The organism is Luteibacter sp. ME-Dv--P-043b (assembly GCF_030209605.1).
Classification (GTDB): Bacteria; Pseudomonadota; Gammaproteobacteria; order Xanthomonadales; family Rhodanobacteraceae; genus Luteibacter.
The window spans coordinates 45,737-58,165 of the sequence record NZ_JARVRT010000016.1 but is presented as its reverse complement, the minus strand read 5'-3'; the positions used below and the strand labels follow the sequence as shown (position 1 = coordinate 58,165).

At 67.1% G+C, this 12,429-nt stretch carries 10 protein-coding genes; 3 read left to right on the top strand and 7 right to left on the bottom strand.

The genetic code is table 11. The features are described 5' to 3' along the window. Window position 1 precedes the first annotated feature (1 nt). The 6 genes from QRN34_RS09930 to QRN34_RS09905 form a co-directional block, all read right to left on the bottom strand. Window positions 2-1,096 carry a hypothetical protein gene (locus QRN34_RS09930; protein ID WP_285404124.1) on the bottom strand — a complete coding sequence of 365 codons (1,095 nt, stop codon included), beginning with the start codon at window positions 1,094-1,096 and terminating at the stop codon, window positions 2-4. An 11-nt stretch (window positions 1,097-1,107) separates the two neighbouring features. After that, window positions 1,108-2,091 carry a hypothetical protein gene (locus QRN34_RS09925; RefSeq protein WP_285404123.1) on the bottom strand — a complete coding sequence of 328 codons (984 nt, stop codon included), beginning with the start codon at window positions 2,089-2,091 and terminating at the stop codon, window positions 1,108-1,110. Next, a complete protein-coding gene (locus QRN34_RS09920) occupies window positions 2,088-3,218 on the bottom strand; it encodes a hypothetical protein (protein ID WP_285404122.1) in 1,131 nt (376 codons plus the stop codon). The genes QRN34_RS09925 and QRN34_RS09920 overlap by 4 nt, the downstream gene beginning before the upstream one ends. A 137-nt stretch (window positions 3,219-3,355) precedes the next feature. Next, window positions 3,356-4,075, bottom strand: coding sequence for a pseudouridine synthase (locus QRN34_RS09915; RefSeq protein WP_285404121.1), 720 nt, complete (start codon window positions 4,073-4,075; stop codon window positions 3,356-3,358). Window positions 4,076-4,078: 3 nt separating this feature from the next. Further along, complete coding sequence (locus QRN34_RS09910) at window positions 4,079-4,852, bottom strand: ABC transporter permease (protein WP_036138087.1); 774 nt, start codon at window positions 4,850-4,852, stop codon at window positions 4,079-4,081. Continuing rightward, a complete protein-coding gene (locus QRN34_RS09905) occupies window positions 4,849-5,781 on the bottom strand; it encodes an ABC transporter ATP-binding protein (RefSeq protein ID WP_036138085.1) in 933 nt (310 codons plus the stop codon). Before QRN34_RS09905 ends, QRN34_RS09910 begins: the two co-directional genes overlap by 4 nt. 82 nt (window positions 5,782-5,863) lie before the next feature. Between QRN34_RS09905 and QRN34_RS09900 the strand changes: the two genes are divergently transcribed. Both QRN34_RS09900 and QRN34_RS09895 read left to right on the top strand, forming a co-directional pair. Further along, window positions 5,864-6,610, top strand: coding sequence for an FAD-binding oxidoreductase (locus QRN34_RS09900; protein ID WP_285404120.1), 747 nt, complete (start codon window positions 5,864-5,866; stop codon window positions 6,608-6,610). Window positions 6,611-6,621: 11 nt separating this feature from the next. Then, a complete protein-coding gene (locus QRN34_RS09895) occupies window positions 6,622-7,902 on the top strand; it encodes a flavohemoglobin expression-modulating QEGLA motif protein (RefSeq protein ID WP_051938486.1) in 1,281 nt (426 codons plus the stop codon). 44 nt (window positions 7,903-7,946) lie between these two features. On the opposite strand, the gene QRN34_RS09890 is transcribed toward QRN34_RS09895, so the two are convergent. Then, window positions 7,947-9,824, bottom strand: a complete 1,878-nt coding sequence (locus QRN34_RS09890; RefSeq protein WP_285404119.1) for a reprolysin-like metallopeptidase — start codon at window positions 9,822-9,824, stop codon at window positions 7,947-7,949. A gap of 222 nt (window positions 9,825-10,046) precedes the next feature. On the opposite strand from QRN34_RS09890, the gene QRN34_RS09885 reads away from it, so the two are divergent. Next, on the top strand, window positions 10,047-12,347 hold the full coding sequence (locus tag QRN34_RS09885) for an NADP-dependent malic enzyme (protein ID WP_285404118.1): 2,301 nt from the start codon (window positions 10,047-10,049) through the stop codon (window positions 12,345-12,347). Window positions 12,348-12,429 lie beyond the last annotated feature (82 nt).

Genomic DNA, 12,429 nt, shown 5'->3' with positions numbered 1-12,429 from the left:
CCTAGAGCGGGCAGGAAAGCAGGTTGGCCGGTTCGGACGCGGCGTTCGCCTCGGTCGGGCCGATCGCCTCGGCCGTGGCAAGGTCGTCGGCCACCGAGGCTTCAATGAATTCCACCGCGCCCGCCAGGTCGACCAGGGCGAGAACGAGACCGGCAGCGACAGCCAGACGGTGCAATCCGGTATCGCGGTGTGGCGGCGGTGCGGCCCTGGCCTGGCGTTGGTATTCCGCGATGTACCAGGCATGCACGGCACGATCCGTCGCCGCGACGAAGCACAGCGGACGCTCGTCGTCATCGTCACCCGTTCCGGCGACGGGGACATGGGGCGCGGCATCGCGCGTGCACGGCGGCGCCCCCACGTAACCCTTCGCATCGCGATACGCCGCGGCGACCCGGGCAACCCGGTAGGCGGCAGGCAGGCTGCGCCGTCCCTGACCGACCGCCTCGCTGACCCGGCGATGGATCAGCCGGTACTGCACGAGGGTGGACAGGTAGTCGAGGTCGTAGGCGGTCAGCTGGTTGCCATGCTGCGCCCGCATCACGCGGGTGAAGACGGCTGGATCGATCCCGCCGGGTGTCCATTGTTCGTGCGGCGTGGTGGTCATCTGCGCGCGCAGGATCTGTAGCCCCACCGCATAGATGGCGGCTTTGGTCGAATGGCGATAGCCCGTGAGGTCCAGCATGTGCCAGAAGATGTCCGCGTCCACCCCCGCCTTGGTCGCGCTGGCGGCGATGAAATCGTCGCGAAAGCCCGGCGCCGGCGTGACATCCAGGCGCGGACGGGCGCGCGTCACGCCCAGGTCCCGGCGCAGGGCAGCCAGTGCCGCACCGCCGTCCAGCCCCGTGCTTGCCAGGGTGGCCGGCCAGTCGATCTCGTTGGTGAACGCCGGTTGGTCGACGGTCGCGCTATAGGCCGACGACGGCTGGACCAGCAACTGCGCGACGATATCCTGCCGCGACAGCGACGCCTGGCCACCGCCCAGCCGTTCGATCCGGTGGTGCTGCCACTGCGCCAGGACATCCGTCCCGGCGACCTGGCTTGCGGCGACCGCGCCCGGCAGGATGGCCAGTACAGCGATGAAACAATGCATCCGCATGGGGCTCTCCTTCATTCGCAGGGGTCGGACAACTCGGGCAGGGCAGTCGACGCCTCGGCACGTTCGATCGTGCGGACATCCGTCCAGCTCGTGGCGGGTTTTCGATACACGTCCTTGGCCAGGGTGCTGTTGGCATAGGCGCTGCGTAGGGACTTGAGATCACGCGATGATTGCTGGCTGCGTTCGAGTAGCGTGCTTTTGTCAGTAAGCGGCTCGCGGGCTCGGCCGCTGGCTGGGTCGGGCTCGATCAGTTGGTAGACCGTGCCGTCGATATCGTGGCGCATGGCCAGTTCGTCGAGTGCGTTCCTGCAGGATTCGCAGACCGTCTTGCTCACGTAGCCGGTGACCTTGCCGTTGCGGGGAACCACGCCCTGCTGAATGTCCGCGTCGAGACGACGGGCGATCTTCACTTCGGCGTCGGTGGCATGCGATTTGCCGTCGCCGATGTCCACCGATTCGATAGGGCTCGCGTCGTCGGGCAGGGCGGCGACACGCACGTTGGTCGGGGTGTCGGGGGGATAGAAGATGGCCTCGCCGGCATCGCGCGTCACGTCGTCGGTGACGCCGCTATCGACCGATGGCGTGTCGGTGTCGCCGGATTCGGTCGCCGACGAGGCGCCCCGGCCGTGCTTGGCAGAGATAATATCGGCGATCAGCGCCATGGAGCGCCCGCTTCGCGCGTGGTACGTCCGCACATGGGTCATGCCGTTCGTCTCGTAGCTGTAGTCGATACGGGCGAGCGTGGCGCCGTGCATCCGTCCGCTGATGGCCTTGAAGAACGTCCGCGTGCCTTGATTGGCCATGGTCGGGCGCTCAAGGATCAACATGGCCTGCATGGCGTCGACGTGCAGGCGCCCCTCCGCATCGAGAAGGTCGACGACGAAGGAGCCTTCGCCCTTCTCGATATCGATGACGCCGGCGCATGCCAGCCAGGGCATCGCGGCGAGCAAAAGGGCAGACAGGAGGGCGCCGGGGCGCCGCAGCGTGGGGGTCATCGGGATATCCTGCACATGAGTCGGTCGGCACGCTCGCTGGCGAGCGCGGCGGTGTCGTCGTCGATGCTGCCTTCGACAGCGAGGCGATCGGCGACGAGCGCGTCGGCGATCTCGACGAACGAGACGAAGTCCATGAGGATCAGGACCGTGCCCAGAAGGTGGGCGAGGTGGGCGAACCCGTGATGGGTGTTCTCGTGGATACGCAGTCTCAACGCGTCGATGCGCAACTGACGGCGGAACCAGGCGTGCACGCCGCGGTCGGTGGCGGCGATGAAGCACAAGGGACGGTCGGCCTCTAAAGCGTCCGCTCCGAGCGGTTGCCCAGGTGCGGGGGCATCGTTTGCGCAGAAGGCGCGGCTGCTGTAATACCCCTTGCTGTCGGCATAGGCGGCGGTGACGCGCGCGAGGCGGTAGGCCGCGGGCAGTCGTTGCCCCGGTGTTCCCGTGACTGCTGCATCGCGACGCTGGATGGCACCGCGCAAAAGGTCCGACAGATAGCGTAGGTCGGCTTCCGGGATGCGATCCGGATGGGTCTGGCCCAGGTAGCGCGTCAGCACGTCCGGCCGGATGGCGGCACGACCGTAGTCGGCGGGAGCGTGTGTGGCCATCGCCTCGCGCAGCAGTTGCAGGGCCAGTGCATAGCCGGCGGCGGCCGTGATCGCCGTGCCGCTCATGTCCCTTGCCTGCCAGAAGATGTCGGGATCGATGCCCGCCTTGATCGCGTTGGCGGCGGCCTCGCGCCCGCGGTACGCGCGCACCGCTGCGTCACTCACCGTCACCTCGTGCCCGGGTCGGGCCTTGGTGAAGCCGCCCTGCCATTGCAGCGTGGCCAATGCCGCGTCGGCGCCGTCGATGCCGAGGGGCCGTAGCGTGTCGACGTAATCGTTCCACCAGACCGTATTGGTGAACTCGGGCTGCTCGACGAGCGCGCTGTAGGGAGAGCTCGGTGTATCGAGGAAACGGGCGACGAACTGAGCGGTGTCGGTATCGAGCGCCTGCGCGGGGCCTACCTGGCGTATCTGTTCACGCAGGAAGGCGCCGTAGGCGTCCACGCGTGGGAGAGGCGCGGCCATGGCCGACGCGCTGAGCAGGGCGGCGACGAGCGCTGCCCCGAGAGATGACTTCATGTCGGGGAATCCTTGATGGGGCGTAGCACCGTTTCCAGCGGCGTACGCATTGTCCTTCAAGGGTCGCCCGTTACATGTCGGCCGTCACCGTGCCGAAGTGTCAGCCTGCGCCTGATGTCGCGGCCGGCACGCGTTTCTCACCACTGCGTTCGCTGCGGCAGCAGGCCGGCCAGTTCCTGTTCGGTCAGGTTGCGCCACTGTCCGGACTTCAGGTGGCCGAGTTTGACGTTGACGATACGCACGCGACGCAACTGGGTGACGCGGTAGCCGAACTCGGCCGCCATGAGGCGGATCTGCCGGTTGAGGCCCTGGGTAAGCACGATGGCGAAACCGAATTTCGCAATCTTGCGCACCTTGCATGGCTGGGTCATCTGTCCGTGGATCCGCACGCCCCGCGCCATGCCGCGGAGGAACTCGTCGGTCACCGCCTTGTTCACCGCCACCAGGTATTCCTTCTCGTGGTGGTTTTCCGCACGCAGGATCTCGTTGACGATGTCGCCGTTGCTCGTCATCAGGATCAGGCCCTCGGAATCCTTGTCGAGGCGGCCGATGGGAAAGATGCGCTGCGGGTGGTCGACGAAATCCACGATGTTGCCGTCGACGGTCTGGTCGGTGGTGCAGGTGATGCCCACTGGCTTGTTCAGCGCGATGTAGACGCCGCGGCTTTTCGCGGGGCTGGCGATCAGCGTGCGTGCGACCACCACCTCGCCATCCACCTTGACCACGTCGCCGTCGAGCGCCTTGGCCCCCATGCCCACGACCGTATCGTTGATGGTGACGCGGCCGGCGACCAGCAGCTCGTCGGCCTCGCGACGCGAGCAGCGTCCGGACTCACTGATGTACTTGTTGACGCGCATGGATTACGAACGCATGCCCACGCCGCGGCCGAGCAGGCGCAGCGCGACGGCCGAGAGTCCGGCCACGAAAACGCCCATGACCACGAACGCCGTGCCTACCGGCACGTCGCTGACGCCCAGTACGCCGAACCGGAACGCGTTCACCATGTACAGGATCGGGTTGACCATCGAGAGGGAGCGCCAGGGCTCGGACAGCAGGTCGACCGAGTAGAACACGCCGCCCAGGTAAGTCAGCGGCGTGAGGATGAAGGTCGGTACCAGCGCGATGTCGTCGAACTTCTTGGCGAACACGGCGTTGACGAAACCGGCCAGCGAGAACACCGTGGCGCCCAGCACCACCGAGAGGAAGGTGATCAGCGGGTGCGACACGTGCAGGTCGGTGAAGAACAATGCGATGACCAGCACCAGCGCGCCCACCGTGACGCCGCGCACCACCGCGCCGATGACGTAGCCGAGCAGGATCACCCAGTTGGGCATCGGCGACACCAGCATTTCTTCCACGTAGCGGCCGAACTTGGCGCCGAAGAACGATGACGAGATGTTGCCGTAGCTGTTGGTGATGATGCTCATCATCACCAGGCCGGGCACGATGTACTGCATGTAGGTAAAGCCATGCATTTCACCGATGCGGCTGCCGATCAGCTTGCCGAAGATGACGAAGTACAGCGTCATCGTGATGGCCGGGGGGATCAGCGTCTGCGTCCAGATGCGCGCGATGCGCATGATCTCGCGACGCACCAGGGTGCCCAGCGCGACGAGGTTGTGGGCGGCGCTCATGCCGCGTTCTCCCGGCCGTGCTCCACCAGGCGGACGAAGAGTTCCTCCAACCGGTTGGACTTGTTGCGCAGCGACGTCACGGTGATGCCGTGGGCGGACAGCGTGGCGAACAGCGAATTGAGGTCGTGGGAGCGGGACATTTCGGCTTCGATGGTGTGGGCGTCCAGCGCGCGGAGCACCACGCCCTGCGGCGTGGGCAGGGAGGTGGGCATGCTGGCCACGTCGAGCATGAAGGTCTCCACGTCGAGGGTGGCCAGCAGGCTCTTCATCGAGGTGTTCTGCACGATGCGGCCCCGGTCGATGATCGCGATGTTGCGGCACAGCTGCTCCGCTTCCTCCAGGTAGTGCGTGGTGAGGATCACGGTGGTGCCGGCTTCGTTGATGGCCGAGACGAACTGCCACATGGACCGGCGGATCTCGATGTCCACACCGGCGGTGGGCTCGTCCAGGATCAGCAGCTTCGGCTCGTTCATCATCGCGCGGGCGATCATCAGCCGGCGCTTCATGCCGCCCGACAGGGTGCGTGCCTGCTCGTGCGCCTTGTCCCACAGGCGCAGTTCCTTCAGGTACTTCTCGGCACGGACCGCGGCTTCCGCGCGGCCAATGCCGTAGAAGCCGGCCTGGTTCACGCAGATGTCGAACGGTTTCTCGAACTGGTTGAAGTTGATTTCCTGGGGCACCAGGCCGATCAGGCGCATCGCATCGCTGCGGTGCCTGTGGATGGATACCCCGAAGACCTCGGCGTCGCCCGAGGTGGAGTTCACCAGCGAGGACAGGATGCCGATCAGCGTGGACTTGCCGGCGCCGTTCGGCCCCAGCAGGGCGAAGAAATCCCCCGGCTGCACCGTGAGCGAGATGCCCTTGAGGGCTTCCACACCGTTGGCGTAGGTCTTGCGGAGGTCGTGGACGTGTAGAGCGGGAGTGGTCATGGGCTGCGCCGGGATGACAAGCCGCTTATTATAGCGGGCTTTGCCGGGCCCCTTTGTCGCCTGGCGTCAACAGGGAGTTTCCATGGCCGACCCCTTCCAGCTTCGTCTGACCGACAGCTTCATGCTCGCCCCCGCGGTGCGGCACCTGTCCTTCGAGCGGACGGACGGCCAGCCGCTGGCTTTCGTCCCTGGCCAGTTCCTGCAGGTCCACTTCCATTACGACGACGGCAAGCCGACCAAGCGCAGCTATTCCGTCGCCACCGTGGGCGACGGCGATAGCCCCGCCGGGCGCATCGAGATCGCGGTGAGCTATGTCGAGGGAGGGGCCGCCACCAAGCTGCTGGGCGGGCTGGAACACGGCCAGACCGTGGACGCCAGCGGCCCGTATGGCCGGTTCTGCCTGATGGAGGGCGACACCAACGCGCGTTACATCCTCATCGCCACCGGCACCGGCGTTACCCCGTACCGCGCCATGCTGCCCCAGATCGAGGCCCTGATCGCCTCGCGCGGCTGCCGTTTCGTGCTGCTCTACGGCGCCCGCAACGAGGGCGAATTGCTCTACGGCGAGGAGTTCGAGGCCTTCGCGCGGGCGCACGAGGGGTTCACATTCCATCCGTGCCTGTCCCGTGGCGCCCGGCCCAACCCGCGCCCGAACGACCGCCTGGGTTATGTCCAGGACATGCTGGCCGAGCTGGAGCCCAGCGCCGGAGACGACATCGCCTACCTGTGCGGCAACCCCAACATGGTGGACGCCGCCTTCGCCACCCTGAAGGACCACGGCCTGGCGGTGCAGCACATCCGCCGCGAGAAATACATTTCGTCGCGCTAGACTCTTCGTCTATGCACGCCCATGTCGACCCACGTCACCTCTCTGCCGAGATGCGGCGCTATGCGGCGCTCGACCAGCGCCTCCTCGGCGCCGTCCGGGCGATCCGTATCCTTCCCACGGTGTCGTGGTCGGCGTCGATCGAAGAACGCCTGATCGCGGAGTTCGGCGCTGGTCGCCTCTCGATTCCCGACATTCGCTACCACCCGCCGCAGTTGAACGAGACGCGGGCGGAACTGGAAGCGATCGAGGCGGAAGCCGCCGAGGATCATCCGATCGCCGATTACCTGCGGCGCACGGCCGAATCCTGGCGGATCGCCGCGCAGATGCTCGAATCGGCCGGTACGGATGGCGTCACCCGCGCATCCGTGGCCTTGTACGGCCGCCCCGGCGACGCGATCCCCGGCAGCAACCGCAGCAACCTGGATGCGGCGCGCTATTTCGTGGACCTGGCCGACGAACTGGGTGCCGACCTGGAAACCGAGGATGCCTCCGGCAGCATCCCCGCCGACGAGCTTCGCTGCGACATGGCCGCGCAGCTGGATGCCTTCTTCTCGCCCGGGGTCATCTCCGTGGAGGTCGATCCTGAGTTGACGGCCAAGGCGGCGGCCGGTGCAACCCGTATCCGCCTGCGTGGCGGGGTCCGCTTCACCGAATACGACCGCCACCAGCTGCTGGCCCATGAAGCCTTCGTGCATTCGCTTACGGCGCTCAATGGCCGGGAGCAGCCCGTGCTGGCGTCGCTGGCACGTACCTCGCCCCGTGTGACGGCCACGCAGGAAGGCCTGGCGGTGTTCGCCGAGCTGATGTCGGGCGCTATCGACATCTCCCGGCTCAAGCGGATCAGCCTGCGCATCCTGGCGATCGACATGGCGCTGAACGGTGCCGACTTCGTCGAGGTGTTCCGTTATTTCCGGGCGTGCGGGCAGAACGTCGCCGACAGTTTCCACTCCGCGCAGCGCGTGTTCCGTGGCGTGCCGCTGGGCGGTGGTTCGGCCTTCGCCAAGGACAACGTGTACCTGACCGGGTTGCTGGCGGTGCATACGTTCTTCCGTTGGGCGCTGCGCCAGCGTCGCCTCGACCTGCTGCGCAACCTGTTCGCGGGCAAGCTGGCGCTGCATGACGTGATGAGCCTGGAGGCCCACTTCGCCTCCGGCGACATCGCCGCACCTCGCTACCTGCCACCCTGGATGCAGCACGTGCACGGGCTGGCCGGAAAGCTGGCTTTTTCTTTGTTCGTCAACCACATCCACATGGCGGGCGTCGAAGCCGAGGAAATCTCGCTCGGCCTCTGAATGCAGCCCGCGGTGCCCTGGTCGTGCAGCATGGGCCTGCCTGTTCAACGGATGCGGAAATCGCCCGGCGACACGGCGAAGAAGGGCCGCCAGTCGCAGCGCACGCGCAGCCTGGCCGCCTCCGTGGTCTCCCGGTGTGCGGGAAGGGTGACCTCCGCTTCGCCATCGTTGCGCTCGTCGACCGCCAGGGCGGGCGCCAGCCACGACAGCCCGCCATCCAGCGACAGGTCGATGGCCACGAAATGGCACGAGATGGGTGCGGTGTCGGTTCCCGCGACGTCCCACGCTACCCGCAAGCGGCCTCCCGCCGGGGCCGTGCTGCCTGCCGTCGGTGCCACGACCGCGAAGGCCCGCCCGGTGTCCACGACACGAAGGCGCGTGTCGGCCGATGCGACCGTGGCACTGTCGCCGCCGTTGTCGCGCACGGTGAGGCGGAAGGCGAGCTGGCGTGATGTGGTCGGCAGGGTTTCGCCGGGTTCGGCGACCGCGTGACCGAGCACGGCAGCCATGCGCGGGAAGACCCGCCAGCTGACGGCCACCGGGGGGAACGAGCGGAACAGCGGGCCATCGCCCATATCGTGCAAGGGGCCGCGTTGCCCGGTGCCGGGGTCCATCTGCTCCCAGGCGTAGGTGAGGCGGCGATCGGGTGTGCTGGCCTCCACGCGCGCGTCGAGCACGAAGGGCGTGCGGGCCGGTATCACGGCCCGGTCCGCCAGCGATTCGGGATCGATCCAGGGTGCCGCGACGTCGCGCAGTCGTCGGGTGGCGCAACGACCGCCCCGCGAGGCCAGCCATGCCTGCATCTGCTCGATGCTGGCGGCGTGGAAGTAGCGGTCCGAGCGGGTCTGCAACCACTGCCCCTCACCGCCGCAACCGGCGGGCGCATAGCCCATGGCCGTGCTGCCATCGCCGGGCTCCATGGCCCGATCGTCCAAAGTATCGTGACGGCAGCCGTTGGCGGTGGGCCACGCGCCGAGCTGGCGGCCTAAAACGTGGATGAGATAGCCGGTGGCGAAGGATTCCGTGGCGGGCGCCGGGTGGCCGCTCCAGGCCGCGGCCTTGTGCGTGGCGAAGAAATCGGCGTCGCGCGCGTCGCTGCACGAGGTGCCGACGTGGCTTTCGCCGCCCGTGTAGGTCAGGACGGCGTGGCCGATGTCGTAGCGCCCGGCACCGACGTCCCGGTCGATCAGCATGACCGCGGCCATGCCGGGGTCATGGGTTTCGAACGGGTCGCGTTCCGGATCGGGCCGGATGATCCGGTCATTGCGGTCGACCAGGGTGAAGTGCACGCCGACGTCCGTCTCGAATACCTCGTTCGCCTGGTTGACCGCATGGGCGATCTCCGCGAGCGCGCTGGCCACCGTGCCGCCCGTGCTGGCGACATAGCGGCTGCTGGCGGCCACCGCCAGGCGGAAATCGTGACGAATCGCACCGGCGCCGTGGGCCAGGGTGGCCGTGACCGGCGCGCCGCTCATGGCCGGGTCCGCGGGCGTGCCGGTCGCCGAGCCCGGCATGGTCCCGACATGCGCCTCCGGGCCGGTGTACCCCGTTCGCTCGCGTCGCACCGGCTGCCCGGGTCGGAACGTCCACATGGTTCCGCCGTCGCGCACGCTGGCCCGCACCCCGGAAGGCGAAAGATCGAGGCGAAGCGTACGGCCCTTGTCGTCGGCGCCACGGAAGCTGCGCAGCCCCGGATAGCGCTTGAGCAACGCAAGCGGCAGCGTGCCGGAGTCACGTATCCGGAACGGCCAGGCAGGGCCGTCCTCGACGGGAAGTTCCACGACCGTCTCGCGCGGGCCCTGTGTGGGCAGGGCGAGCAGACGCCGTCGCAACGCTGCTTCGTCCAGCGGTGGCGGCGATGCGATGGCGAGCGCGGGAAGGACGATGCAGGCATGCATGGCGGCGACGACCAGACGTTTCATGACAGTCCGTGTGATGGCGTGGGCCGGTCACCGTAGGTCGGTCGGGGCGGTGGGTCTGTCGGCCTTACAGAGAAGTAACCGTAGGTTTTTCATATCACTGGATGTCGCAATGCAACACACCCCGAGGCAGGATCGTCGCAGTCGCGGTGCTACCATCGTGTGCTGCCGGCGCGCGGCACCGTTCGCGCCGGCCCCCTCTCCCCAAAGCCCCCACAGGACGCCATGGCCATCTCCGAGGAACTGAGGCAAGCCGCTCTCGAATACCACCGGCTTCCGCGCCCGGGCAAGATCAAGGTCACGCCCACGACATCGCTGCTGACCCAGCGCGATCTCTCGCTGGCCTATTCCCCGGGTGTGGCCGCCGCGTGCGACGAAATCGTCGCGCATCCCTCCGCCGCCGCGGAACTCACCGCACGGTCCAACCTGGTCGCGGTGATCACCAACGGCACCGCGGTGCTGGGCCTGGGCAACATCGGCGCGCTGGCCAGCAAGCCGGTGATGGAAGGCAAGGGCGTGCTGTTCCAGAAGTTCGCCGGCATCGACGTGTTCGACATCGAGATCGACGAGACGGACCCGGAAAAACTGGTCGACATCATCGCCAGCCTCGAGCCCACCTTCGGCGGCATCAACCTGGAAGACATCAAGGCACCGGAGTGCTTCATCGTCGAGCGCAAGCTGCGCGAGCGGATGAAGATCCCGGTGTTCCACGACGACCAGCACGGCACGGCGATCATCGTGGGCGCGGCGGTGATCAACGCCCTGATGGTCACGGGCAAGAAGATCGAGGACGTGAAGCTGGCCACCACCGGCATGGGCGCCGCGGGTATTTCCTGCGTGGACATGCTGGTCACCCTCGGCCTGAAGCCGGAAAACATCTTTGCCTTCGACCGCGACGGCGTGCTGCACACCGGGCGCACCGACCTGGACCCGGACAAGCAGCGCTATGCGCGCGATACCGACAAGCGCACGCTCGCCGATATCGTCGAGGGGGCGGATATCTTCCTGGGCCTGTCGGCCGGCGGCATCCTCAAGCCGGAGATGGTCGCCACCATGGCTGCGCGACCGATCATCTTCGCGCTGGCCAACCCCAATCCGGAAATCCTGCCCGAAGACGCCAAGGCCGTGCGCCCCGACTGCATCATGGCGACGGGTCGTTCGGACTACCCCAACCAGGTCAACAACGCGCTGTGCTTCCCGTACCTGTTCCGCGGCGCGCTGGACGTGGGCGCCTCGGTGATCAACGAACCGATGAAGGTGGCCTGCGTCAAGGCGATCGCCGAGCTGGCACGCCGTGAAGCCTCCGACGTCAGCGCGCGGGCATACGGCGGCAAGCCGCCCAGCTTCGGTCCCGAATACCTCATTCCGCAGCCGTTCGACCCGCGCCTGCTGATCCAGCTGCCGCCGGCGATCGCCCAGGCGGCGATGGATTCCGGCGTGGCCGAACGCCCCATCACCGATTTCCCCGCCTACATCGAGACCCTCACCAGCTTCGTCTTCCGCACCGGCCTGCTGATGAAGCCGGTGTTCGAGCGTGCCAAGGCCGATCCCAAGCGCGTGGTGTATGCCGAAGGCGAAGAGGAAACCACCCTGCGCGCGGTGCAGACCGTGGTGGACGAAGGCCTGGCCAAACCGATCCTGGTCGGTCGCCCCGACGTCATCGAGAAGCGCATCGCGCGTGCCGGCCTGCGCCTGCGTCCGGGCGTCGACTTCGAGATGTGCAACATCCATTCGGACCCGCGTTTCGAGGCCTACTGGCGCTTGTACCACTCGATCATGGAGCGCCGCGGGGTCACCCCTGCGTCGGCCAAGGCGGTGGTGCGTTCGCGTCCCACGGTCATCGCGGCGCTGATGGTGGAGCGCGGCGAGGCGGACGCGATGATCTGCGGCCTGGTCGGCACCTACCAGAGCAAGCTGGAATACATCGCCGACATCATCGGGCTGGACGAGGGCGTTTCGGAGGCCTCGGCCATGGCCGCGGTGGCGACGGAGAAGGGCACTTTCTTCTTCCTCGACACCTACGTGCAGGAAGATCCCAGCGCCGAGCAGATCGCCGAGGCCACGCTGCAGGCATCCATCCGCCTCAAGCTGTTCGGCATCCAGCCGAAGATCGCCCTGCTGTCCAGTTCCAACTTCGGCAGCCGCGAGACGCGCAACTCACGCAAGATGCGCGAGGCCCTCAGCCTGATCCGCAAGACGGTGCCCAAGCTGGAAGTGGAGGGCGAGATGCAGGCCGACGTGGCGCTCAATCCCGAATTGCGCGAACGGATCTTCCCGAACTCGCGGCTGGAAGGTAAGGCCAACGTGTTCGTGTTCCCGAACCTGGATGCCGCCAACACCGCCTACAACATGGTGCGCACCTTGTGCGACGGCGTGGTCATCGGCCCGATCCTGATGGGCGTGGCCAAGCCGGCCCACATCCTGACGCCCCAGGCCACGGTGCGCCGGGTGGTCAACATGACCTCGGTGGCCTGCGTCGAGGCGCAGATCCGCGCGGGCAAGCCGAGGACGGTCGTCAACGACTGATCGTCCCGTTTGCCACGAGGCAAATCCCCCATACCGCCGCGTATGTGAATACGTTGCGGTATCATGGAAAGGTTTTCCCGCC